Annotated in this window: 20 protein-coding genes and 1 tRNA gene; 7 read left to right on the top strand and 14 right to left on the bottom strand. The window is 64.1% G+C overall.

Annotated features, from left to right (window positions below; genetic code table 11):
- Nucleotides 1-28: 28 nt before the first annotated feature.
- Entirely contained in the window at nt 29-1396 is a 1368-nt protein-coding gene (gene rlmD, locus LE416_RS02675) for a 23S rRNA (uracil(1939)-C(5))-methyltransferase RlmD (RefSeq protein ID WP_225046949.1), read from the top strand.
- A gap of 184 nt (nt 1397-1580) precedes the next feature.
- On the opposite strand, the gene LE416_RS02670 is transcribed toward rlmD, so the two are convergent.
- The gene (locus LE416_RS02670) at nt 1581-2192 is read right to left on the bottom strand and encodes a TetR/AcrR family transcriptional regulator (RefSeq protein ID WP_225046948.1); all 612 of its coding nucleotides are present in this window, start codon (nt 2190-2192) and stop codon (nt 1581-1583) included.
- A 253-nt stretch (nt 2193-2445) separates the two neighbouring features.
- On the opposite strand from LE416_RS02670, the gene LE416_RS02665 reads away from it, so the two are divergent.
- Entirely contained in the window at nt 2446-3681 is a 1236-nt protein-coding gene (locus LE416_RS02665; RefSeq protein WP_225046947.1) for an aminopeptidase, read from the top strand.
- Between the two features lie 165 nt (nt 3682-3846).
- Here LE416_RS02665 and LE416_RS02660 read toward each other — a convergent pair whose 3' ends face one another.
- The 3 genes from LE416_RS02660 to nrdF all read right to left on the bottom strand — a co-directional run bounded on the left by LE416_RS02660 (nt 3847) and on the right by nrdF (nt 6717).
- Entirely contained in the window at nt 3847-4701 is an 855-nt protein-coding gene (locus tag LE416_RS02660; RefSeq protein ID WP_225046946.1) for a hypothetical protein, read from the bottom strand.
- A gap of 535 nt (nt 4702-5236) precedes the next feature.
- Nucleotides 5237-5722, bottom strand: a complete 486-nt coding sequence (locus LE416_RS02655; protein ID WP_225046945.1) for a class Ib ribonucleoside-diphosphate reductase assembly flavoprotein NrdI — start codon at nt 5720-5722, stop codon at nt 5237-5239.
- Nucleotides 5719-6717, bottom strand: coding sequence for a class 1b ribonucleoside-diphosphate reductase subunit beta (nrdF, locus tag LE416_RS02650; protein WP_225046944.1), 999 nt, complete (start codon nt 6715-6717; stop codon nt 5719-5721). The genes LE416_RS02655 and nrdF overlap by 4 nt, the downstream gene beginning before the upstream one ends.
- Before the next feature lie 160 nt (nt 6718-6877).
- Here nrdF and nrdE point away from each other — a divergent pair, with 160 nt between their 5' ends.
- On the top strand, nt 6878-9049 hold the full coding sequence (gene nrdE / locus LE416_RS02645) for a class 1b ribonucleoside-diphosphate reductase subunit alpha (protein WP_225046943.1): 2172 nt from the start codon (nt 6878-6880) through the stop codon (nt 9047-9049).
- A gap of 101 nt (nt 9050-9150) precedes the next feature.
- Here the strand turns inward: nrdE and LE416_RS02640 are convergent, their stop codons facing one another.
- The 3 genes from LE416_RS02640 to LE416_RS02630 form a co-directional block, all read right to left on the bottom strand.
- The gene (locus LE416_RS02640) at nt 9151-9807 is read right to left on the bottom strand and encodes an EAL domain-containing protein (RefSeq protein ID WP_225046942.1); all 657 of its coding nucleotides are present in this window, start codon (nt 9805-9807) and stop codon (nt 9151-9153) included.
- 122 nt (nt 9808-9929) lie between these two features.
- Nucleotides 9930-10625 (bottom strand): EAL domain-containing protein, encoded by a 696-nt coding sequence (locus LE416_RS02635; protein WP_225046941.1) that lies wholly within the window; start codon nt 10623-10625, stop codon nt 9930-9932.
- Nucleotides 10626-10821: 196 nt separating this feature from the next.
- On the bottom strand, nt 10822-13152 hold the full coding sequence (locus tag LE416_RS02630) for an ABC transporter ATP-binding protein/permease (protein ID WP_225046940.1): 2331 nt from the start codon (nt 13150-13152) through the stop codon (nt 10822-10824).
- Nucleotides 13153-13289: 137 nt separating this feature from the next.
- Between LE416_RS02630 and LE416_RS02625 the strand changes: the two genes are divergently transcribed.
- The gene (locus tag LE416_RS02625; protein WP_225046939.1) at nt 13290-13763 is read left to right on the top strand and encodes a MarR family winged helix-turn-helix transcriptional regulator; all 474 of its coding nucleotides are present in this window, start codon (nt 13290-13292) and stop codon (nt 13761-13763) included.
- Nucleotides 13764-14266: 503 nt separating this feature from the next.
- On the opposite strand, the gene LE416_RS02620 is transcribed toward LE416_RS02625, so the two are convergent.
- Nucleotides 14267-14953, bottom strand: a complete 687-nt coding sequence (locus LE416_RS02620) for a hypothetical protein (protein ID WP_225046938.1) — start codon at nt 14951-14953, stop codon at nt 14267-14269.
- A gap of 96 nt (nt 14954-15049) precedes the next feature.
- Between LE416_RS02620 and LE416_RS02615 the strand changes: the two genes are divergently transcribed.
- Nucleotides 15050-15123 (top strand) — tRNA-Arg (locus LE416_RS02615).
- A 425-nt stretch (nt 15124-15548) separates the two neighbouring features.
- Here the strand turns inward: LE416_RS02615 and LE416_RS02610 are convergent.
- The 3 genes from LE416_RS02610 to LE416_RS02600 all read right to left on the bottom strand — a co-directional run bounded on the left by LE416_RS02610 (nt 15549) and on the right by LE416_RS02600 (nt 18364).
- The gene (locus LE416_RS02610) at nt 15549-15974 is read right to left on the bottom strand and encodes a DUF3284 domain-containing protein (RefSeq protein WP_225046937.1); all 426 of its coding nucleotides are present in this window, start codon (nt 15972-15974) and stop codon (nt 15549-15551) included.
- Nucleotides 15975-16063: 89 nt separating this feature from the next.
- Nucleotides 16064-17380, bottom strand: a complete 1317-nt coding sequence (locus LE416_RS02605) for a DEAD/DEAH box helicase (RefSeq protein ID WP_225046936.1) — start codon at nt 17378-17380, stop codon at nt 16064-16066.
- Between the two features lie 9 nt (nt 17381-17389).
- The gene (locus LE416_RS02600; protein ID WP_225046935.1) at nt 17390-18364 is read right to left on the bottom strand and encodes a Gfo/Idh/MocA family protein; all 975 of its coding nucleotides are present in this window, start codon (nt 18362-18364) and stop codon (nt 17390-17392) included.
- Between the two features lie 125 nt (nt 18365-18489).
- Between LE416_RS02600 and LE416_RS02595 the strand changes: the two genes are divergently transcribed.
- On the top strand, nt 18490-18852 hold the full coding sequence (locus tag LE416_RS02595) for a DUF4828 domain-containing protein (protein ID WP_338034758.1): 363 nt from the start codon (nt 18490-18492) through the stop codon (nt 18850-18852).
- Between the two features lie 561 nt (nt 18853-19413).
- Here the strand turns inward: LE416_RS02595 and LE416_RS02590 are convergent.
- A complete protein-coding gene (locus tag LE416_RS02590) occupies nt 19414-19770 on the bottom strand; it encodes a YxeA family protein (RefSeq protein ID WP_225046934.1) in 357 nt (118 codons plus the stop codon).
- Nucleotides 19771-19900: 130 nt separating this feature from the next.
- Here LE416_RS02590 and LE416_RS02585 point away from each other — a divergent pair, with 130 nt between their 5' ends.
- The gene (locus LE416_RS02585; protein WP_225046933.1) at nt 19901-20248 is read left to right on the top strand and encodes an acetyl-CoA carboxylase; all 348 of its coding nucleotides are present in this window, start codon (nt 19901-19903) and stop codon (nt 20246-20248) included.
- Nucleotides 20249-20320: 72 nt separating this feature from the next.
- Here LE416_RS02585 and LE416_RS02580 read toward each other — a convergent pair whose 3' ends face one another.
- Complete coding sequence (locus LE416_RS02580) at nt 20321-21994, bottom strand: ABC transporter permease (protein WP_225046932.1); 1674 nt, start codon at nt 21992-21994, stop codon at nt 20321-20323.
- Nucleotides 21987-22772 (bottom strand): ABC transporter ATP-binding protein, encoded by a 786-nt coding sequence (locus LE416_RS02575; RefSeq protein WP_225046931.1) that lies wholly within the window; start codon nt 22770-22772, stop codon nt 21987-21989. Before LE416_RS02575 ends, LE416_RS02580 begins: the two co-directional genes overlap by 8 nt.
- Nucleotides 22773-22969: the final 197 nt, after the last annotated feature.

Genomic DNA, 22969 nt, shown 5'->3' with positions numbered 1-22969 from the left:
ATAATGGAACTATCGCAAGGAGGACACTATGGAAAATACGGTCACAGTCGGTCAGCGCTTCCCGCTGACCATCAAGCGCCTGGACATCAACGGCGCCGGCATCGGGTACTACAAGCGCAAAATCACCTTCGTCACCGGCGCCTTGCCGGGCGAGGTGGTAGTCGCAGAAGTCACTGCGGTGCACGAGCGCTACCTCGAGGCGCTCACCCACCGCGTGAAGTCGCCTTCCAAGGATCGCATTCCACCGGTCGACCCCCTGTTCGGCACGGTCGGCGGCATCGAACTCGGCCACCTCGCCTACCCGGCCCAGCTGGCCTTCAAGCGCGACGTGGTCGCCCAAAGCCTGGCCAAGTACAAGCCGGCCGGCTGGCAGCACTACGACCTGCGCCCCACCATCGCCGCGCCGGAGCAGCTGCACTACCGCAACAAGGCGCAGTTTCCGGTGCGTGAGGTTGACGGGCACGTGGTCGCCGGCCTGTACGCCCCGCAGTCGCACAAGCTGGTGCCGCTGACCACCTTCGCCACCCAGATGCCGACCACCATGCGCGTGATCACCACGCTGTGCGGCATTTTGGAGGAGCTGAAGGTGCCGATCTACGACGAAAAACGCAACAGCGGGATCGTCAAGACGCTGGTGGTGCGCGAGTCGCGAAGCACCGGCGAGGTTCAGCTCACCCTGATCACCCACACGGCCAAGCTGCCGCACCAGGCGCAGCTGCTCGCCGCCATCGCGGCCACGCTGCCCGAGGTGGTCACGGTGATGCAAAACGTCAACGCCGCCCAAACCAGCCTGGTGTGGGGGCAAGACAGCACCCTTTTGGCCGGCAAGCCGACCATCACCGAGCGCCTGCTCGGCCTGGACTTCGCGCTGTCGCCTCAGGCCTTCCTGCAGCTGAACCCAAGCCAGACGCCGACGCTTTACGAAACCGCGCTGGCGGCCCTTGACCTCAAGCCGGACGAGACGCTGGTCGACGCCTACGCCGGCATCGGCACCATCGGCCTGAGCCTCGCCGCCCACGCCAAGGCGGTGCGCGGCATGGACACCGTGCCCGCCGCCGTCGCGGACGCCAACCAAAACGCAACGGCCAACGGCATCACAAATACCCACTACGAAGTCGGCACCGCCGAGACCGTCTTCCCCAAGTGGCTGCGTGAGGGCTTCAAGCCCGACGCGGTCATCGTCGACCCGCCACGCGCGGGGCTTGAGCCGGCGTTCATCAAGGCGCTGTTGACCGCGCGGCCGAAGAAGTTCGTGTACATCTCGTGCAACCCGTCGACCCTGGCCCGCGACCTCGTCAAGCTGACCGCCGGCTACCGCGTCGACTACATCCAGTCCATCGACATGTTCCCGCAGACGGCGCGCTGCGAGGCCGTCGTGAAGTTCACCCGGCGCTAATCGCGTCAACGGGGCAGGCCAGGCGACCTGGCCCGTTTTTGCGTACGGCCGAGGCGGGACGCGCCGCTGGAGGACTGGCCGAGTGCGCCGCACGCCGCCCTGGTTTCGTCCGGCTCCACGGCGCAACGCCCTGGTTTCGTCTGGGCATCAAAATAGCCGAGTCACTCCTGCCTCGGCCTTACACTTACACATACGCTTGATTGGCGACCCCTGCGTCCAAGTCGATGTTGACGGCCTGTTCCGCAAAGCGGTCGTTGGTGATGAAGTCGCACGTCACCGCGCGAAGCATGGCAATCATCTGCTCGGGCGAGAGGTCGATGAACCCCGCCGCCACCAGATTGGCGATCCCCGTCGCCACAATCCACACCCCGGTGACTGTGTTTTGCCGCTGGGCGTTTGACAGCCCCGCGGCCGGCGGGTAGTCACCGAGCCGCGCCACCGCGTGGTCCAGCGCGTACCCGCGCATGGCGGCGACGCCGAAGTGGTCCTCGACGAACACTGCCTTGTACAGCGCCTGATTATCAAGCGCAAAGTTGATGTATGCCAGACCCAGATCCACGATCGGGTCGGTGGTGTAGCGCCGGCTCATTTTCGTGTCCAAGGTCTGCTTGATCTGATCGACCACCGCCTGCCGGAGCTCGGCCATGTTGGCGAATTCAAGGTAAATCGGCTGCGTTGAGCACGCCATTCGTCTGGCAATGTTGCGCGCCGTGAACTTCTTGAATCCCTCCTCCACAACTAGCTCGTAGGCCGCAGTCAGAATCTGATCTCGGGTGATCGTTTTCTTTCTGGCCATATTGTTCCCCCACTGCAGTTCCCGGCACCGGCCGCGGTCAGCGGTCCGTGTCACCGTTATTTTACCAAAGCGGTTGAAAAACGCAATCCTTAACGCAATCTATTTGTGCCGCCGTCATCTCAGGCCTCAAATAACGCCGCGACGGACCTAAGCGGCACGTTGCGAGGGCCGGTCGCCGTTATCCTCCCGCAGGCGGTTCGGTGTGGTAAAATCAAGGCAGTGTGGTCACGCCGCACAAGAAGGAGGCAACCCAATGACTTTACCCAACTTTGACGCGAACCTGAAGAAGTACGCTGAGCTGATCGTCGACCTCGGTGCCGGCGTTGGCGCCGGTGACACGGTGTACCTGCAGATTGGCACCGACCAGACCGCCCTGGCGCACCTGATCGTCGAAACCGCCTACGCGCGCGGCGCCGCCGAGGTGTCCATGTGGTGGCAAGACGACTTCATCCGCCGCCAGGATATGGCGCACGCCGCGGAGGACCGCCTGTTCAACCAGGCGCCGCAGGTCAAGGCCCAGATGGACTACTGGCTGTCACACAACGCCAAGCGCATCACCATCATGTCCAGCGACCCGGACAACCTGGCCGGCATCGACAATGCCCGCGTCGCCGGTTACACCGCAGGCTTCCAGAAGGCCTACGCGCAGCTGTCCGAGGCGATTTCCGCCGAGCGCATCTCCTGGACCATCGCCGGCGCGGCCGGCACCAAGTGGGCGCAAAAGGTGTTCCCGGACGCGGCGACCGCAGAGGAGGCAACCGACCGGCTGTGGGACGCCATTTTCAAGACCGTGCGCATCTACCAGGATGACCCGGAGGCCGCCTGGGCCGCACACGTGGCCAAGCTCAACGAAAAGGCCGCGTGGCTGAACCAGGAGGCGTTCGACCACCTCGAGTACCGCGCACCGGGCACCGAGCTGACCGTCGGCCTGCCGAAGCATCACATCTGGACGGCCGCCGGCGCCCGCAACCCGCAGGGCGAGGCCTTCATCCCGAACATGCCGACCGAGGAAGTCTTCACCGTGCCGGATTTCCGCCGCATCGACGGCACGGTCGCCTCGACCAAGCCGCTGTCTTACGCCGGCAACATCCTCGAGGGCATGCACTTCCGCTTTGAGAACGGTCAGGTCGTTGAGGCCCACGCCGACAAGGGCGACGCCACGCTCCAGCACCTGCTGGCGATTCGCGGTGCGCGCTCGCTCGGCGAGATCTCGCTGGTGCCGGACCCGTCTCCAATCAGCCAGTCGGGCATCATCTTCTTCAACACCCTGTACGACGAGAACGCATCCGACCACATGGCGCTCGGCCAGGCCTACCCGTTCTGCGTCGCCGGGGGCACCGACATGACCACCGCGGAGCTGACCGAAGCCGGCCTGAATGACGCCGACACCCACGTCGACTTCATGATGGGCTCCGCAGAGATGGACATCGACGGCATCAAGGCCGACGGCACCCGCGTCGCCATCTTCAGAAACGGCGACTGGGCCTAGCCCGTCGCTAATGCCTCGGCTTCGGCCGAGGCATTTTTGCGTTGCAATCACAGCGCCACCCACCGGGCCGGACCGCGGAATCGACCGGACGCCGCCGATGTGACCGCCGGGTGCTCGCTTACCCCCGGTGCATCAAAAAAGCCTCGGCAGGGCCGAGGCGTAGGTCTAGTTGGCATAGTAGATGTTCAAAGGCGGAATCGCCGTGCCGTTCGGGACACAGGTCTGAAAGGAAATGCCGCCGGTGGCGCGTTTTTGCGCCAGCATGCTGATTACCCCGGCCTGGTCGTTGGCCACGCTGTAGCTGACCTTGCGAACGTGGTAGACGTGGCCGTTAACGCTGACGGCGGAGCCGATGCCGACACCGGCCAGGTAGGCATGCGCCGCGCCGGTGTACTCGATCAGGTAGTGGTTGGCCACCGCGGTCCACTGGTAGACGTAGCTGTCACCGGGCACCTGGCCGACGCCGTTGAAGGTGCGAATGCCGAAGGTGCGGCCGCCGATGGTGAAGCCCGTGGTGGCAACCGGCGCCGCGGCCCGGCGCACCGGGGTTGCTCGACGCGTCACGGTTGTGGTGGCCGCCTGAGTGGTCGGCTTGGCAGCGGCCGGCGCACTGGCGGTCCGCGGCGCTGCTTGGGTTGTCCTGGAGGCCGTCGCAGTCGCTGCGGTGTGCGTGGCGGCCGTGGCCGCCGGGTGGTTGGCCGCCGGCTTGCTGGCCGTTGGCTCGGTTGCGGCCACCGACTGCTTGGTTGCGGTCGTGGCCTTCGGTTCTGCAGTTGCTTTGGTGACATCAGCCGGCTTGGCGGCTGTGGCCGCGTGCTTTTGGCCGACCGACTTCGTTTCGGTCTGGCTAGAAGCCTTGGCGGCGGCCGCCTCGCGCGCGCGTCGCGCGGAGACAGCCGAAACATGCGTTGGTGTGGCTTCAGCGGCCGTTTCGTTGGAGGTCAGTGCAAAGTCGACCCCGCTTGCGAAAGCCAAAACCGTTGCAGCAGCAATAAGCACACGCACAAGAGATTTATTCAAAAAAGGTCGTTCCCCCAAAATTCTTTCACTGACAAAGTTGGTCATCCCCCTCACACTGCCCCAGACAGGCGAAGCCGGTCCCGCAGCTCAGCTGTGGGATCATCGCGCGACCCAACTTCCACGCCGGGTCAGGCGGGTGAAAATCCCTTATGCAGCGACCGCGCGGGGCCGCTCCATGAAACTTTCATTTTGCAACCTTAACAGCTTTCACGACCGGTTGCAAACGACGCGCACGCGTGGCGGCGCTTACCCTAAGTAGTTCACGGGGGCTATTACTAATCGCAGACCCGCTCGATTTGTCCCGAAGCCCGGCGCCGCCCCCCTGCTTGGCCGCAGGCATAAGGTTTACCATCGCCAGCATGTGGCTTTTATTTTTTTTGAAAATATTTTTCTGAAATTAGTGTCTTGTCACATACTGTCACCCCTCACCACCGAGTGCCAGCCGACCAGCCGCCATCATTTCGAAAAGAAATTAATGTATAACGATTCACACATTAAAAAAGGACCGCTGCGCCGCAGCGGTCCTGATCGTGATTTAGTGCACCAGCGCCCGCTTGACCCCACGGACCTCGAAGTCGGCCTGGTACTTGCACATCGCGGTGTAGATGCGGTCGGCCTCCTCGTCGTTGCCGCGCAGCTCGAACAGGCCGATCACCGGCGAGTTGAAGCGGCGGGCGTAGTGCTTGGCGGTCAGGCCGAACTGCGCGTTGAAGTTGCGGTTGCCCGAGCCGATGATGCCCAGCAGGTTGGCCGGGTCGCCCGCGGCAAGCTCGTCGCGGAAGTCGACGGTCATGACCTCCTTGTAGCCGCTGTTGATGCCGTCGCCGCCGTCCAGGTAGGTCGGCACCATCGCAAAGAACGGGTGCGCCATGATGTCGGAATCCAGCTCCTCGGTGTACTCGACGGCGTGGATCAACGGCTGCGTGGCGTCGGCCGCGTGCACCTTTTCGGCGTAGGCGACCAGCCGCTTGACGAAGCTGCGGGTGTTGCCGGAGATGGAGACGTAAAACAGGTTGATCACTTGTCGTCACCGTCCTTTGGGTCCGCAATCACGTCGATGTTGTAATCGTCATCGCTCATCGCCTCGACCTGACCTAGCAGGTAGCCGTTGCCGACCTGGGAGAAGAAGTCGTGGTTGGACGTGGTGGTGTTGATCCCGTTCATGATGATCGGGTTGACGTCGCTGGCCGTGGTCGGGAACAGGCCGTCCTTACCCAGGTTCATCAGCGCCTTGTTCGCGTTGTACTCGACGAAGGTCATGACCTCCTGGGTCCAGCCGACCTGGTCGTAGCACAGCGCCGCGTACTTCTGCTCGTTTTCGTACAGCTTGTACAGCAGGTCGTAAGCCCAGTCGTCTTGCTTCTGCTTCTCGGCGGCCGACAGCTGGTTGTAGCCGATCTGGTACTTGTAACCGATGTAGGTGCCGTGCACGGACTCGTCGCGCAGGATCAGCTTGATGATCTCGGCGACGTTGTTGAGCTTGTTGTTGCCGAGGTAGTAAAGCGGCGTGTAGAAGCCGGAGTAGAACAGGCAGGTCTCAAGGAAGACGTTGGCGACCTTCTTGTGCAGCGGATCCGGATCGTTGCGGTACAGGTCGACGATCCACTTGGCCTTGTTTTGGAGGTACTCCTCGGAGTCCGACCAGGTGAAGATTTCGTCGATCTCGCTTTGGGTGTTGAGGGTCGAGAAAATGGTCGAGTAGGACTTGGCGTGCACGCTTTCCATGAACTGGATGTTGTTCAACACGGCCTTCTCGTGCGGCGTGATCGCGCCGGTGGTCAACGCGCGCATGCCGTCTTGGCTCTGGACGGTGTCAAGCAGCGTCAGCCCGCCGAAGACATGGCCGACCACCCACTGGTGCACGTCGTCGAGCTCACGCCAGTCGTCCATGTCGTTGGAGACGGGCACGCGGGTGTCGAGCCAGAACTGCTCGGTGAGTTTCTCCCACGTCGCCTTGTCGACATCGTCGCTGACGCGGTCCCAGTTGATCGCGTTGTAATTGTCGGTGAATGTCATTTTTTAACTCCCTCTGCGTCACGCCTGACAGTGTTTTGACGCACGCAATTGATTTCAATATGTAGGTCACCAATTGACCGCAACCACAATATACAGTATTATGTCCGTATCGGCAAGTTAGAAAATCGCCGCCCCCACCGGCGGCTGAAGGAGCACGCACATGGGACTCAAAGACATCGACCCGGCAACGGTCACCTATTTCAAATTAAACAACGAGATCAACATCCCCGTCAACGGACAGATTCCACTGGGTAAGGACAAGGAGGCGCTGGCCGCGTTCTTCAAGGAGAACGTCGAACCCAACACCATGCGCTTCGACAGCCTCCAGGCGCGCCTGGCCTACCTGACCGAGCACGACTACTACGAAAAGGACTTCCTGGCCAAGTATTCCCCGGCATTCCTGGAGCGGCTCAACGACCGGCTGCAACACGCCGGCTTTGCCTTCCAGTCCTTCATGGCGGCCTACAAGTTCTATGCCCAGTACGCCCTGAAGACCGACGACAACCAGCAGTACCTCGAGGGCTTCCCCGACCGCGTCTTCGCCAACGCCCTGTTCTTCGCTGACGGCGACGAGCAGCTGGCGGACACCCTGGCCACGGAGATGATCAACCAGCGCTACCAGCCGGCCACCCCATCGTTCCTGAACGCCGGGCGCGCGCGCCGCGGCGAGCTGGTGTCCTGCTTCCTGCTTCAGATCACCGACGATATGAACGCGATCGGCCGCGCGGTGAACTCCGCGCTGGAGCTGTCGCGCATCGGCGGCGGTGTCGGCATCACGCTGTCCAACCTGCGCGAGGCCGGCGCCCCGATCAAGGGCATCGAGGGCGCGGCCAGCGGCGTTTTGCCGGTCATGAAGCTGCTGGAAGACAGCTTCTCCTACTCCAACCAGCTGGGCCAGCGCCAGGGCGCCGGCGTCGTGTACCTCAACGTGTTCCACCCCGACATCATCTCCTTCCTCGGGGCCAAGAAGGAGAACGCCGACGAGAAGTACCGGGTCAAGACCCTGAGCCTGGGCACCATCGTTCCGGACAAGTTCTACGAGCTGGTGCGCGAGGATCAGGACATGTACCTGTTCTCCCCATACTCCGTCGAGCGCGAGTACGGCCAGCCGTTCTCCTACCTGGACATCACCAAGGAGTACGACAACCTGGTCGCCAATCCCCGGATCAAGAAGACCAAGATCCGCGCCCGCGACCTTGAAACCGAGATCTCCAAGCTGCAGCAGGAATCCGGCTACCCTTACGTCCTGAACGTCGACACGGCCAACGCCGCCTCCCCGATCAAGGGCAAGATCATCATGAGCAACCTGTGCTCCGAGATCATGCAGGTGCAGACGCCAAGCCTTTTGAACAACCGCCAGGAGTACGACGTGATGGGCACCGACGTCTCCTGCAACCTGGGCTCGACCAACATCCCGAACCTGATGAAGAGTCCGGACTTCGAGCGCTCGGTCGACGCGATGGTGCGCGCCCTGACTTTTGTCACCGACCACTCCGAGATCGACGTCGTGCCAAGCGTCCAAAACGGTAACGACCTCGCCCACAGCATCGGCCTCGGCGCCATGGGCCTGCACACGTACTTTGCCAAGCACCACATGCAGTACGGCTCGCCGGAGTCTCTGGACTTCACCAACCAGTACTTCCTGCTGTTGAACTACTACACCCTCAAGGCCTCCAACAAGATCGCCAAGGAGCGCGGCAAGGTGTTCGACAACTTCGCGGCCTCCAAGTACGCCGACGGCAGCTACTTCGACAAGTACCTCAACCAGGACTGGGCGCCGAAGTTCCCTGAGGTGGCTGAGCAGTTCAAGGGCATCCACCTGCCGACCAAGGCCGACTGGGAACAGCTCAAGGCGGACGTGATGAGAGACGGCCTGTACCACCAGAACCGCATGGCCGTGGCCCCGAACGGCTCGATCTCCTACATCAACGACACCAGCTCCAGCCTGCACCCGATCGTCAACCGCATCGAGGACCGCCAGGAGAAAACCATCGGCACCATCTACTACCCGGCAAGCGGCCTGGCCAACGACACGCTGCCGTACTACAAGAGCGCCTACGACACCAACATGTGCCGGGTGATCGATGTGTACGCCGCCGCCCAGCAGCACGTCGACCAGGGCATGTCGATGACCCTGTTCATGCGCTCCACCATCCCGGCCGGCATCTACCCATGGAAGGCGGGCCGCACCGACAAGATGACCACCCGCGACCTGAACATCCTGCGCAACTACGCGCACGCCAAGGGCATCAAGTCGATCTACTACATCCGCACCTTTACGGACGACGCCGATGAAATCGGCGCCAACGCCTGCGAGAGCTGCTCCATCTAATCAACGCGTTGCGCTCCGACCAATTTGACTGGCCGGGGCGCTTTTTGTATCCGGTGGAGATAGCGGAATCTCACGCAACCGTGCAGCGACAGGCCAGCCCCTCACCCGATGGCCATCAGCTGCGGCCGGCCGAAGTGATAGCCCTGCAGGACGTCCGGTGCGAACGGCGCCACCAGCGCTAGGTCGGAAGCATTCTCAAGGCCCTCGACGGCGAACAGCTTGTGGTCGGCCGTCGCGCGGTCGCGCCACTCGCCGAGCATGGCGAGGACCGGCCGCGTCCGGTCACCGGCCAGGTTTTGCAGCGCGAACTTGTACTCGCTGGTGTAGGGCATCAAAGCCTGCACCAGCGACTCCCGGTTGGCGCCGGTGCCGACGTCGTCGATCACCACCCGGATGCCGGCGGCCACGTAATCGCCCGCCGCCGCCTGCAGCGCCGCGAGCGTCACCCCCTCGTCGGCCTCTGTCAGCTCGGCGAACAGGTTCATGCGCCGAAACGCCTGCACGCGCCGCAGCGCCTGGCTGAAGGCCGGATCGATGAACTGGCGCTGCGACAGGTTAAAGGAGATCAGATCGAGGCTCGCGGGCATTGCCGCCAGCGTCTGCGCCAACAGCCGGGAGAGGTCATCCGGCGCGTAAGCGGAAAAATCCCCCGGCAGCTGCCAGCGGCCGCGCGTGAACTCGCGCAACAGTAGCTCGTAGCCGATTTTGACCGGCGGGGTGGCGTTACTGAACTTGGGTTGGCCGAAATACCTGAGCATGATTGTCCTCCTGAAGCCAAAACAACCCGCGCGCATCTGGTTATGCGCACGGGTCGTACTGCCACTGGCAGTTGAGCAGGTCTGTTAATCTGAATCCACTGTACCACGAACCGCAGGCGCGGTCAACGCGGCGCGAACAACGCCTGCGTGCCGGCCTGCGCCACCGATGCCGCGGCCGCGAGGTAGTCCCCCTGCATCTGGGCCTGCGGGCAAAGCACCCGCAGGCGGCGGTACAGGTCGGCGGTCTCGACGCCCTCGATCACCAGCGCCACGCCGGCCCCGTCGGCCCGAGTGGCCCAAAAGTCCAGGCGGTCGAGCAGGTCGGCCGAACTGCAACCGTACAGGTCCTGCAGCGCGAACTTGTAGGTGTGGGCAAAGGGCGTCAGCCCCTCGACGAGGCCCGGCAGGTTCTGGCCGCTGCCCACGTCGTCCACGATGATCGGCTGCCCCAAGGCCGCGTAGCGTTCGGCCGCGGCGACCAGCTCGCGCGTCGGCACCAGCGGGTCGCGCTTTTCCGTCAGCTCGACCACGACAGGACTCGGGCAGGCCGCCTGCAGCTCGGCGATGGCGGCGACGAAGGCCGGCCGCACGAACTGGCGCGGGTGCAGGTTGACGCTCAGCGGAATGCCCGCCGGCAGCGCCTTGGCCGCGGCCGTCACCAAGGCGATCAGCTGCGGCGGCGTCATCGCCTCGACGTTGGCCGGCAGCTCCCATTCCCCGCCGTGCCGCGTGCGGGCGAGCAGCTCGAAGCTGGTCGCCCGCGGGTGCGCCGCCTCGACGTCAACCGTCGGCTGCGCCCAAAAAGTCATACTCTCCATGCGAGTTCCCCCAAACGCGCGTGATAGAAGCGGTCACAATGTAACCAAGTGTAGCGTATCAGTCTGGGCCGCGCATTTCAACAATCAGTTGCGCCGTATTGGACGATTAGGTGCCAGTGTGCAAAACGTCAAAATGCCGTCCTCCCCTTGTGCGGGAGGACGGCATTTTCGCGTTCAGTCAGCAGGCGTAATCCGGCTACTCGGCACGCAGCGCAATTGCCGCGTCCTTTTTGGCCGCCATGCGCGCCGGCACGTGCCCGCCCAAGATGGTGAGCACGGTGCTGATCAAAACCAGCACAATCGCGTGAACCGGGTTGAGCACCGCCACGCCGGACAGGCCGGTGACGCTCAGGAGCACGGCGTTGATCGGGAAGGTCAGCGCCCAGGCGACGACGATGCCGAACACCCCGGCCCCGAAGCCCAGAATCAGGGTTTCGGCGTCGAACACCCGCGTGATGTCCTTCTTGCGGGCACCCAGCGCCTTGAGCACGCCGATTTCCTTGGTCCGCTCCAGCACGCTGGTGTAGGTGATGATCGCGATCATGATCATCGAGGTGACCAGGCTGATGCCGGCGAAGGCCACCAGCACGTAGGTGATCGCGTCCATCAGCCCGCCGGTCATGTCGGACACGGTGCCCGCCAGGTCGGTGTAGATCACGCGGTCGGCCTTGGCTTTACCCTTGTTGTACTTGTCCAGGTAGTCCAGCACCTTGTCCTTGAGCTTGAAGCTGGTCGGGTAGATCTGAATCGAGGTCGGCGTGTCGTTGCCGCCCAGGCTGGTCAAAATCGCGGTCTTGGTCGCCGCGTCCATGCTCTGCCCTGTGATCACGTTGGTCGCGGCCGCCTTTTGGGCCGTCACGATCGCCGAGTCGGCGTTGGCGTTGAGCACCTGCTTGGTTAACGCCGCGCTGTACGCGATGCCGCTGGCCAACAGCCCGTCGGAGTTCTTGGACCGCACGCGGATGATGCCGCTGATGGTCAGGGTCTTGGTGCCGCTGGCCGTGGCCACCTTGGCGAGGTCTTGGCTCGGCATGTAGGTGCCGGTCGGGAGCTTTTGGTAGTAGTCGTCGTTGGCCACCAGCTGAATCTTGGTGCCGACGAGGTCCGAGAAGTCGAGCTTCTGGTTCTCGCTGACGTCAAAGCCGAGGTTCTTCAGCGCGTTGATGTCCACCGTGTTGTCCTTGTTGATCACCAGCACGATGTCGGTCGCCTGGGTCGGGTACTTGCCGGCGATCACCTTGTAGTAGGTCTTCAGAAAGCTCTGGCCGCCGTCGCGGTCGATCGGGTAGACCGTGCCGCCGATGCCGGTGGACGCGGCCATCATCGCCTGCGCGTTGATGGTCTTGCTGTCCGGGTTGGTGGTCGAGAAGGACACGCTCTTGTACGTGCCGTCCACCTTGCGCACCAGGTTCATCCCCGTGCCGTAGGTGACCGCGATGTTTTTCGCGTCGGCCTTGGGCAGCTTGTTGATGTAGCTCAGGTAGCTGGCCGTCAGCTTGTTGACGTGCTGCGCCTTTTCCGCGTCGGACTTGGCCGCCGTCACCTGCTTGGTCTTGGCGAAGGTCTTGGTGCTGGTGCCGGTCATCATCGCGGAGGTGTCGGTGCCGGTCTGGGAGATCGTCACCGGCATCGAGGCCATCGCCTCGCTTTGGGTCTTGTTGATCTGCTTTTGGAAGCCGTTGGACAGCGCGAGCACCACGGCGATGCCGATGATCCCGATGCTTGAGGCAAAAACGGTCAGGAACGTGCGCCCCTTCTTGGTGCGGATGTTGTTGAAGGACAGGCGCAGCGCCGTGAAATAGCTCATCTTGGTGTGGTTGAGCTTGAACTGGTCCGTCTTCTCGTGCTCGACGTGCGGGTTGGAGTCGTGCTCAATCTTGCCGTCGGCGAACTCGATCACGCGGTCGGCGTACTTGTGCGCCAGGGCCGGGTTGTGCGTAACCATGATGACTAGGCGCTCGCGCGACAGGTCCTTGATCAGCTTCATAATCTCCTCGGAGGTCTCCGAATCAAGCGCCCCGGTCGGCTCGTCGGCCAGCAGAATCTCGGGGTCGTTGGCGATCGCACGGGCAATCGCCACGCGCTGCATCTGGCCGCCCGAGAGCTGAGACGGGTTCTTGTGCATGTGGTCCTTGAGCCCGATGCGGATCAGCGCGTCCTCCGCCCGGCGCTTCTTCTCCGCCGCCGGCACGCCGGACAGGGTCATCCCCATCTCGACGTTTTCCATGATCGACAGGTGCGAGATCAGGTTGTACGACTGGAAAATGAAGCCGACGGAATTGTTGCGGTAGGCGTCCCAGTCCGCGTCCTTGAAGTCCTTGGTCGACTTGCCGTTGATCAGCAGGTCGCCGGAGTCGTAGCGGTCCAGCCCGCCGATGATGTTGAGCATCGTGGTTTTACCCGAGCCGCTGGGGCCGAGGATCGCCACGAACTCCTGCTGGCGGAAGGCGACGGAGACGTCGTCTTGCGCCTTGGTCAGGGTGTCCCCGACGTGGTAGTACTTCTTGATGTGTTTGAGTTCGAGCACGGTAGTCACTTCTTTCTTGCGTTTCGCTTGCGGTATGAGGTCCATATTACGCAAACATTTAACAAATGTCAACTGTTAACAATTGATAATTATTTGGCGAGGTGCTAGACTGGTTGAATAGAAAAGGAGCTGACGCTTTGACAACCGAACCACACATGGCCGACACCACGCTGTTCGCCAACCTGTTCGTCACGCTGGCGCAGGCGGTGTCGCAAAACCTGTCCCTCGCCCACCTGGGGCTGAGCAACCTTGAGCTGATCACGGTGATCACCGTCTACACGCACCCCGGCATCGCCATGTCCGCCCTAGCCGAGCAGATGGGCATCTCCGGCCCGCAGCTGTCGCGCACCATCGGCCAGCTCGAGGCCCGCGACCTCGTGCGCCGCGCGCACAACCCGGCCAACCGCCGCGTCGTCAACGTGATGCGCACGACGGCCGGCGTCAAGCTGGCAGAAGACCACATGGCCATGGTGCAACAGCGCCTGGCCGAGCGCCTGGCCGGCCTGAGCGCGGCCGACCACGCGGCGCTGGCCAAGCACCTCGGCGCGACCATCGACCTCTTGGCCAAGGTCGGCATCGTCCAGCTGCCACCGCCGGGGGCTCAGGACTAACTCTGGCATTGTCGCACACCCGCCCAGCGGTTCAATCGGGCTAAAGGCCGATTGTGACGACGTGTCACCGCCGGGCGGGCCGCATACCCGCGGCATCACCGGTGCCCGCTGGCGGGCCCGCAGAAGACCCGCAACACACAGCGACCCCCTGCATCCTTTGCTGATGCAGGGGGTCGTCGGCTGTGCCGCCACGCTTGGTCCTTTGGTCGACTTAGGTGCGGCGGGCGCAGATGGGGCTACGGGTCTGATGGCGCGGCCCCGAATGGTGATCAGTCATCGCACTTGTCCTCGTGCCTCAGCGCCTAACTTCAGTCTACCGGGTTGACCGGCAGGCGCGCAAGCCGGACGCCTCGGGGCCACCACGGGTACCGCGCAGGCCAGGGGTCTCGGGCCCCTGCGACCGCGGAGGCGTCGACGCCGCTGGTGGTCGGCGCTACCGTAAGTCAGGCATCCGACGCCTCCGGTGGTCAGCCATTCCTCGCGAAGAAGATCGAAGCTGGGCCTCAGCGCCGCATCAGCACCGCCGCCAGCAGGCCGAGCAGCAGGCTGAGGGCGGTGACCACCGCGCCGGCCAGAGCCAGCAGCGCGTTGCCCGTGCGCCAGGCGGCAAGCCCCGCCGGCCAGACCAGTGCCAGCGCCGCGAACACGCCGAGCACCAGCGCCGCCACCGCCGGCAGGCCGCGCATCAGCTGGCGCAGATCCGCCGGCGACAGCACCGCGCCCAGGCTCAGCGCAAGGCTCATCACAAGCCACCCCGCAACCCCTGGCCACGTTGGGGCCAGCGTCGCCAGGCCGACGGCGCGCCAGGCCACGCGCGGCCACCAGACCATTTTCCCCACGCCGAGGATCACCGCGGCGCTGGTCCACACCGGCGCGCCGGCGGCCGCAAACAGCCCGACGTGCTGCCACCAAGAGCGCGGGTTCAGCGCGAAGGTCACGTGCCCCGCCGTCTGCCCGCTGGCCCGCACGGACACCTCGCGCACGGTCAGGCCAAACAGCCGCCCGACCAGCGCGTGCGTCCCCTCGTGCCACCACAGTCCGGGGCGCGCCCACCAGACGTGCGCGCTGTCGCGCTGCGCCCGGTTGACCAGCCGCTGCAAAAGCGCCCGGTTGCCCCAGGTGATCACCGCCGCGAAGCCGACAAGGAGCGCCAGGGTCGCGCCGGCGGTCAGGGTCAAGTCCTCAAGCATGTGCATCCCTCCTGTGTTCAGTATGGCGACGGATTCGTCCGCGCGGCGCCAAGGTGATTGCACCGCGTCGCAAAAACCCTTATAATGGTCTGGTTCGCGATAGTAGCTCACCTGGATAGAGCAATGGTTTCCTAAACCATAGGTAGAGGGTTCGAGTCCCCCCTGTCGCATCTCGCAACCGCTAGATCAAATCTCACCGGGCCGCAGCACGTTCAAAACGTCGTTGCGGTCCGTTTTTTTGCGTGTTTGCGCGGTGCCGATGCGAGTCGCAACCAGACGCGTCACCCGACTGTCGGCCGAGCCGGAATGCCCCGGCGCCGCACAGACCAATCGCGAGGCCCGCCTGGACCACCCGCACCGCAGGCAACCGTCCCGCACCTCACCGCGGCGGTCTTGACCCGCCCGCCCGTGCGCACAATTCCAATCGAAGCCAAAAAAACAGCCCAGACTCAACGTTACCGTAAGTCCGGGCCGCTCCTATGGCGTCAAACGCTAGACATGCAAAGACACCATATCCGATGCACCGCAATATGCCGGTTGCTGTGCAACCTAAATATACCACCGATTCGCCCGCGACGAAAGTTTTTTCTGAAACTTATTCGGCGGCGTGGTACTGAGACGCCATCGTGTCGAGCATGTACTTGATGCGGCGCTTGCGGCGGCGGCCCAGCAGCATCATCATGAGCATCTGGTTGAGCTCGCGCGACTTGTCGTCGTACAGCGTGTTTTCGGTGTAGGTCACCTTGGTCTGGTCGTCTTGCGTCTCCTGCAGGGCGTACTCGACGTAGTAGGTGCCCCGGCCGATGCGCGTCTGGAAGGCGTACGCGCGGTTCTTGTCCGCCTTGGTGATTTTCACGCGGCCGTGCCCGTTTTTGCCCATCTTCTTCTGGTACTCGTAGCCGGTCAAGGCCCCGGGCGCGATGCTGTTGCCGGTTTCCTGCTTGATGTCGTACAGCACCGAGTCGATGATCGTCTGGTAGATGTAGCTGGCCGGCGCGTTGACTGTGCGTTCTAGTTCCATAGTTGACCCCCCTCTGTGGTGCCCAGCACCACGCGCGGCCTCATGATACCGCTGTCTTTAGTGTACACTGTTGAATTGGTGGGAACAAGTCATCCCTTCTTGCGCTTGCCCTTGTTCTTCTGGTCGCGGGCGCGCGCCTTCTTGTGCGGCTTGCGCGCGGCCGGGGCGGCATCCGCCTGGCGCGGCGCGGCGGCCGGCTTCTCGCGGCGAACCGGCTTGGTCGCCGGACGCGCGCTGGTGGTGCTCCCCGTGGCGGCCCCGGTGCCCGCCGCGGCGGTTTCTGACTCAACCGCCTCGCGCGGCGGCGGGGTCAGGCTCAGCTTGCCGTCGACCAGGAAGGCGCGGCGAATGTCGTACTGCGGCACCAGCTTGCGCAGGTTTCGCTTGTCGTGGTCGTCGCCGATGGTCACCACGGTGCCGGGCTCGCCCATCCGCCCGGTGCGACCGGCGCGGTGAATGTAGGCCTCCGCGCGCGTCGGGGTCTGGTAGTTGATCACCGCCGGGAGCTTGGGGATGTCCAGGCCGCGCCCGGCCATGTCGGTGACCAGAAGCAGCGTCAGGCGGCCCTTGCGAAAATCGGTCAGCGCCTTGGCGCGGTTGGCCGCCCGGTCCGTTTTGGACAGCACGGCGAACTTAATCTGCTGGTGCGACAGCGTCCGCGCGACCTTCTCCATCACGGCGTTCTGGTTGAAAAACACCAGCGCCTGGAACTTGTCCAGGTGGGCCAGGTGCCGCAGCCAGGTCTCGCGGTGGGCGTTGTCCGTCTGCACGAACAGGTGGCGCACCGCGCCCTGGGTGTGGTCGATGTCACGCACGTCGATCACGCGCACCTCCTGGCCGAACCACTTGGCGAGGTCCGAGAACATCGGGCTCGGCGTGGCGGAGAAGAAGGCCAGCTGCACGTCGCTTGGCGCCTCCATCGCGAGGTCGCGGACCTGCCCCAGCCCCGGATCGCGCAGCAGCTCGTCGGCCTCGTCGACCACCAGCGTCTGCAGCGTGTGCAGGCGCACCTTGCCGGCGGCGACCAGCTCGAGCAGCCGGCCGGCCGTCGCCACGATCACCTCGGGCTTTTTCTTCAGCTGCTCCAGCTGGCGCTTGACGTTGGCCGAGCCGGTCACCGCCACGATCGACACGTCGACGGCGGCGGCGTACGGCCGCAGCACGTCTCTGGTCTGGACGGCCAGCTCCTGCGACGGCGCCAGAATCAGGATCTGGACGCCGCCCTGCGGCACCACCTTGGTCAAAAGCGGCAGGCCAAACGCCAGGGTCTTGCCGGATCCCGTCGGCGCCAGGCCGACGATGGACTCGTCTTGGCGCAGCGGCTGGTCAACCGCGGCCTGAATCGGGGTCTCGTCCTTGAAGCCGGCCTGCTGCCAGAGGGGTAAAAACGGGGTTGCAATGGTCATAATCTGCCTCTATTCTGCGTTGTTCGTGAAGTCGATGCCGCCGCTTTGGCGCAGCTGCGCCATCACCCGGTGGACCTTGGTGGCCAACGCCATCAGGTCCGCGGCCGCCTGGCGGTCGTCTCGGGTGATGATGGCCGCGAAGTCGGCCGCCTCGTCGGCCATCGGGTTGGCCGCCTTGGCCACGGTCAGCTCGCGCTCCTGCTCGCCGACCAGGGCGACGCGGTTGAGCTCGCCCGGCGAGTCGAAGGACAGGGTCTCGCGGCCGCTGTAGATCTCGCTTGGGGCGAGGCTGTTGAAGGTCTTGCCCGCCGTCAGGGTGACGTCAAAGCCCGGGTACTGCAGGCGCGCGGTGCCGGAGCCGTCGATGCCGTTGGCCAGCTTGTGCGGCAGGTACTGCGCGGACTCGGGCACGCCAAACCACGCGACGGCGGCGTACACCAGGTAGACGCCGAGGTCCATCAACGCACCGCCGGCGAAGCGCGGCGAGAAGATGTTCGGGTTCTCGCCGGCCAGGTAGGCGTCGTAGCGCGAGCTGTACTTGGCGTAGCGCAGGTCGGCGCCGGCGATGTCGTGCGTTGCCACCCAATCTCGAATCACCGCGAAGTTGGGGTCGTGCACGTGGCGCGCGGCCTCAAACACCATCACGCCGGGGTGGGCGGCCAGCGCGTCTTGGATGGCCGCCAGCTCGTCCAGGCTTGCGACCATCGGTTTTTCCACGATCACGTGCTTGCCGGCGGCCACCGCCTGAAGGGTCTGGGCGGCGTGCAGGCTGTTGGGGCTTGCGATGTACACGACGTCCAGGTCGCTGGCCAAAAATGCGGCGAGGTCCGTGTACGCCACCGCCGGCGCGGTTTTGGCGATGAAAGCCTCCGCGGTCTCGGCGCGGCGCGAGTACACCGCACTGAGCGTGTAGGCCCCGCTTGCCTGGGCAGCCGCGACGAACTGCGCCGTGATCCAGTTGGTGCCAATAATCCCTAACTTCATGCGCGCATCTCCTGTCTGTTTTATCCTATTGTAACAGCACTGCAACAAAATTGCAGGCCAACTCGTAACCGGTTGTCACAGTCGCGTGTTAGAATAGACCTATCAACTTGGAGGAGGAGTTCAGGATGGCACTGCACAAACCCCAATTGAAGGCCTTCCTGCTGCGATTGACGGGCAAGACCCCGCAGCAGGCGCCGGCCGCAAGCCCGGTTCAGCAGCTGGCGCACCAGTACACGGGCAAGTTCGCCTTCCTCGACGAGCAGACCAACAAGACCCACCAGCTGGCCGTGGAGCCCGACCTGACCATCAAGATCGACGGGCGGGCGCTGCCCGGCCAGGTCACCGGCATCACGACGGAGAAGCTGACCTTCCTCGACCACTACGGCTACTCGCTGGTGATCACCGCCGGGCTGAACGGCCCGACCGCCGTGTACGACGAGGCGGAAGACGCCACCTACCAGGTGATCGACCCCACCGCGGAAGACTAGGTCGCACCTGAAAATCCGGGCTCCGGCCCGGATGCACCAGAGCTGAAGGCTCCAGGCCGGGGCGGCGGAACGCGTGGGGCTCTCGTAGCCCGTTCCGGTCTCAAGACCCGCCCTTGCTGTAAGTCGGCAGGTTCAGCCGACTAACAGCAATTTCACGCTGGCTCGCCCCGGCCCTCCGCCTCAGCAGTGGTGCGTCCGAGCCTCCGCCCTACACTGTGACAAGCTTCCGCCGTTGGCGAAGCCCGAGACATTGCAGAAAGGTTTTATTTTCAGCTGCTGCCCCGCGAAACGCAAGCCACGCAAAGACGCGCAGTCGTTCCCCGACCAAAATGGCCGAGAAACGACTGCGCGTCTTTGTGTACACAGGGCGGAGCGCGGCGCTCTTAGCGGGCCGCCTAGCGCTGCGTCGACAGTTGGGCCCGCACTTAGGCCCAAGTGCCGGTGCAAGCTAGGTGCGCCCGCGTCGACGCGCGGAGCTCGACGATCCAGGGCGGAGCGCGGCGCTCTTAGCGGGCCGCCTAGCGTGACCCGCACTCAGGGGACCAGCATAGTCCCCGCCCCCTACTTCAGCTTGGCCATTGCGCCGGCCGGCACGTCCTTGGCCTCAACGGCGGTCCAGCGGGTCACGCCCTTCTTGTCGTTGACCGTCAGCTTCAGGTAGGCGCCCATGCGCAGCGGCCGGGACTTGTTGCCGTTGAAGGTGACGGTCTTGGCCGCGCCGTCTTCAGTGTAGGCCAGCTGGCGGTAGCGGTAGTCCGTCCAGGTGCCGCCGTTCGATCCGCGCTGCACGATTTTTTGGCCCGTCGCGACGACTTGCGTGTAGTAGGCCGTGCCGCCGTAGTTGGTCACCTCGAACAGCTTCAGTCCGCCGAACGCGAGGGCAACCAGCACGACAAAGCCGATTAATACTTTTCTCATCTGCTTCACCTCTCCTCCATTGTGCCAGTCCGCCGGCCGCTCCGCCAGCGATTGGCGGCACTTTGAACGAACGCTTTTGTCACCTTGCATTAGGGAACGTTTGTTCGTATAATGACCACGAGGTGATTTCATGAGCACACAGCAAGACATCCGCGTGATCAACGACCGCATCGACGCGCTGTTCAAGCGCGCACCGCACACCCGCTACTGGCTGACCGCGGTGCACAACGGCTACGACCACGAGTTCAGCTTTTTCTTCTGGCAGCAGCGCCGCGGCGAGCGCCAGAAGTCCCTGCCCCTGCACAGCCTGCAGACCGAGGACATCGACGTGTTCGCCGCGGTCATCGCCGGCATCCGCGCCCACACCAACCTGAGTATCGACTACTTCGGCTTCACCAAGGAGCGCTGGCCGGCCACCGGCGAGCTGATTCAAAAACGCCAGCGCGACATCGAGACCAACGTCGGCCTACCCTTTTGAGCACCGAGCCAGGACGCCAAAAAGCGGCCGCCACCCTCCTCTTGGAGGCGTGACGGCCGCTTGGCTTGTCGGTCAACCCGGCAGGCGCAGGTCGTAGTGAATGCTCTTGGGGTAGCTCGCCCACACGGCCCAGCCAATCAGGGCAAACACCAGGGCCAGCCCGAGGTCAAGCCAGATGGAGAACACGAGGCCGCACAAGACGACGATGGCCATCATGATGATCATCCCCACCAGCACGGCGGCGACGCCGATCATGCCGTTGGTCGCACCCTTTTGCGCGGTGAACTCGCTTGAAAACGGCAGCGTGCGCCCGATGATCATGCGCCCGAACACCAGCGCAAACATCGCCGTCATCACCACCGTCAGCACCAGGGCCGAGAGCGCGTGCACGCCGACGAACGGTACGAACACGATGCCCCACAGCAGCACGAACGGCAGGATCAGCCGCGCGTAAAGCGCCGCGATCACGCCCCGCAGCAGCAGGCCGTGCGTCTCGAAGGGCACGGTGCGAAAGATCCCCATCGCCTCCGGCTGGTGCGAGAAGGACAGGTTCACGATTGCGGTGGGCAGCGCGATGGTCAGCCCCACGCCGAGGTACGGCAGAAAGTGCGTGAAGGACAGCGCGTTGTCGCCGCGCAGGAAGCCGGCCCCCATGATGACGGGGATCATGAAGCCGTACGCCAGCTGCGGGTAGACGCGCAGCTTGAAGTCGCGCTCGTATTGCATCATCCGCCAGCCCAGCGTGAAGTAGGTCGCCTCCGCGCCCTTTTTTGTCAGCAGGCGGCGCGTCGCGGTGAACCACCAGGAGTGGCGCCGGTTGTGCTCCGAGCTTTGCTCCAGTTTTTCAAGCGACTGCTCGAACTGCGCCGCGCGGCTGAAGTACGCCGCGATCAACAGCGCGGTCACCCCGACGGCCAGGACGGTCAGCACCAGGCTGACCGGCGCGAAGATGCCGTCGGCCAAAAGCGCGGGCCCGGCGAACCACACCGGCGCGGCCGGCACGTACCACCACAACAGGCGCGTCGGCATGGCGAAGTTGACCTTGGCCATGGTGTCGACGCCGACGAGGTTGGGCAGCTGGCTGGCGGCGTACATCAAGACGATCAGGCCGATCTGCACGACGTTGAGAATGTTGCGCAGCCGCTCGCCGTCAAAGAACCGCAGCACCAGCAGGTAGAGAAACAGCGACAGCACGAAGGCGAAGATGGCGAGCATCACCGCGCCAAGCGCCGCCCCGATGGCGACCAGAGGCCCCTGCTGCAGCCCGATCATGATCAGGCTCGGCACGGCCAGGGCCACCAGCGTCACCGCCAGGAAGAACACCACCACCGCGATGCGCGCGGCGTTGAGCGTCTTGTCGCTGACCCCGCGCACGGAGAAGATGCGCCGGTCGCGCGGGTCCAAGATCAGGCTCGAGTAGCTGGCCAGCATCTGCAGGAAGAACATCACGAACAGGCTGGTGTCAAACAGGGTCAGCTGCGTCATCAGGGGCAGCGGCAGGATCATCGTGATGCCGATCACCACCCCGATCAAAAGGTTCATCAAGAAGGTGTTGCGCAGGCCGTGGTCCGGCGCGTCCGCCCGTTTCTTGCGGCGGTTGGAGACGCCGATGCCGCTCTTGCTGCGCGCGGCCAGCTTGAACTTCGCACCGACGATCAGCGCGAACTGGGCGAAGTCGACGCCGGCTCGGGTCAAGGGCCTTTGCAGCGCGGTCAAAAAGCCCAGCCCCCGTGGCAGCTCAGTCATGGCGCTCACCGCCCGTCACGATGTCGACGAAGGCCCGCGCCTTTTCCCCGTGCTCGGCAAAGCCGGTCAGCTCGTTGAACAGCTCCTGCAGGTTGGTGTCCGCGCCGTTGGTGATGGTCGCAAAGGTCCCGTCGGCCTGCACCTGCCCGTCGTTGAGCAGGATGATGCGGTCGGAGAGCTTTTGCACCACGTCCATGATGTGGCTGGAGTAGAAAATCGTCTTGCCGCGGTTGCGCAGCTCGACTAGGATCTCCTCGATCACCAGCACGGTGTTGGCGTCCAGCCCGTTGAGCGGCTCGTCCCAAAACAAGACGTCCGGGTCGTGCAACAGGCTGGCGATGATCAGCACCAGCTGGCGCATCCCCTTGGAGTACGCGGTGATGCGCCGGTCAAGCGCCGGGCCGAGGCCGACGATCTGGGCCAGGGCCACCGCCTTGTCCTCGGCGGCCGCCTCGCTCAGCCCGTACAGCTGGCCGATCAGGGTCAGGTACTCGCGGGCGGTCAGCGCGTCGAACACGTCGGCGCTTTCCGGCACGTAGCCGATGTGCTGCTTGTAGCTCGGGTCGTCCGGCCGCACCGGCTGGCCCATCAGCTCGATGGTGCCGGCGTCTTGAGTCAACAGCCCCAGAATGATCTTGACGGTCGTGCTCTTGCCCGCGCCGTTGGGGCCGATGTAGCCGACGATGGTGCCCGGCTCGATGGAAAAAGTCACGTCTTTGAGGACCTGCTTGGCCCCGAAACTCTTTTGAACATTGGTCAGTGCGATTGCAACTGCCATGGTGCGCCTCCTCTGCGGCCACGCCGCGGTTAACCCGACTACCGGGGCGACCGGTCTGATTCACCCGGTCGCTGGTCAGACAAAGTATAGCAGGTTCGCATACTTTGTAAAGCAAAGTATCTGCGGTGCTCGGGCCCCCGGGCGACGCAAAGACGCGCCAAACCCGGCCCGGGGTGCCCCCGAACCGGATCTGGCGC

This window comes from Lacticaseibacillus kribbianus (assembly GCF_020180945.1).
GTDB classification, from domain to species: domain Bacteria; phylum Bacillota; class Bacilli; order Lactobacillales; family Lactobacillaceae; genus Lacticaseibacillus; species Lacticaseibacillus kribbianus.
This window is presented reverse-complemented; position numbering and strand designations above follow the sequence as displayed.

Excerpts from the sequence above, each read along its gene's own strand:
- LE416_RS02580 (WP_225046932.1), bottom strand. The coding sequence starts at position 21,994 with ATGACTGAGCTGCCACGGGGGCTGGGCTTTTTGACCGCGCTGCAAAGG.
- nrdF (WP_225046944.1), bottom strand. The coding sequence starts at position 6,717 with ATGACATTCACCGACAATTACAACGCGATCAACTGGGACCGCGTCAGC.
- LE416_RS02670 (WP_225046948.1), bottom strand. The coding sequence starts at position 2,192 with ATGGCCAGAAAGAAAACGATCACCCGAGATCAGATTCTGACTGCGGCC.
- LE416_RS02640 (WP_225046942.1), bottom strand. The coding sequence starts at position 9,807 with ATGCTCAGGTATTTCGGCCAACCCAAGTTCAGTAACGCCACCCCGCCG.
- LE416_RS02585 (WP_225046933.1), top strand. The coding sequence starts at position 19,901 with ATGAGCACACAGCAAGACATCCGCGTGATCAACGACCGCATCGACGCG.
- rlmD (WP_225046949.1), top strand. The coding sequence starts at position 29 with ATGGAAAATACGGTCACAGTCGGTCAGCGCTTCCCGCTGACCATCAAG.
- nrdE (WP_225046943.1), top strand. The coding sequence starts at position 6,878 with ATGGGACTCAAAGACATCGACCCGGCAACGGTCACCTATTTCAAATTA.
- LE416_RS02595 (WP_338034758.1), top strand. The coding sequence starts at position 18,490 with ATGGCACTGCACAAACCCCAATTGAAGGCCTTCCTGCTGCGATTGACG.
- LE416_RS02610 (WP_225046937.1), bottom strand. The coding sequence starts at position 15,974 with ATGGAACTAGAACGCACAGTCAACGCGCCGGCCAGCTACATCTACCAG.
- LE416_RS02575 (WP_225046931.1), bottom strand. The coding sequence starts at position 22,772 with ATGGCAGTTGCAATCGCACTGACCAATGTTCAAAAGAGTTTCGGGGCC.
- LE416_RS02600 (WP_225046935.1), bottom strand. The coding sequence starts at position 18,364 with ATGAAGTTAGGGATTATTGGCACCAACTGGATCACGGCGCAGTTCGTC.
- LE416_RS02605 (WP_225046936.1), bottom strand. The coding sequence starts at position 17,380 with ATGACCATTGCAACCCCGTTTTTACCCCTCTGGCAGCAGGCCGGCTTC.
- LE416_RS02590 (WP_225046934.1), bottom strand. The coding sequence starts at position 19,770 with ATGAGAAAAGTATTAATCGGCTTTGTCGTGCTGGTTGCCCTCGCGTTC.
- LE416_RS02665 (WP_225046947.1), top strand. The coding sequence starts at position 2,446 with ATGACTTTACCCAACTTTGACGCGAACCTGAAGAAGTACGCTGAGCTG.
- LE416_RS02635 (WP_225046941.1), bottom strand. The coding sequence starts at position 10,625 with ATGGAGAGTATGACTTTTTGGGCGCAGCCGACGGTTGACGTCGAGGCG.
- LE416_RS02620 (WP_225046938.1), bottom strand. The coding sequence starts at position 14,953 with ATGCTTGAGGACTTGACCCTGACCGCCGGCGCGACCCTGGCGCTCCTT.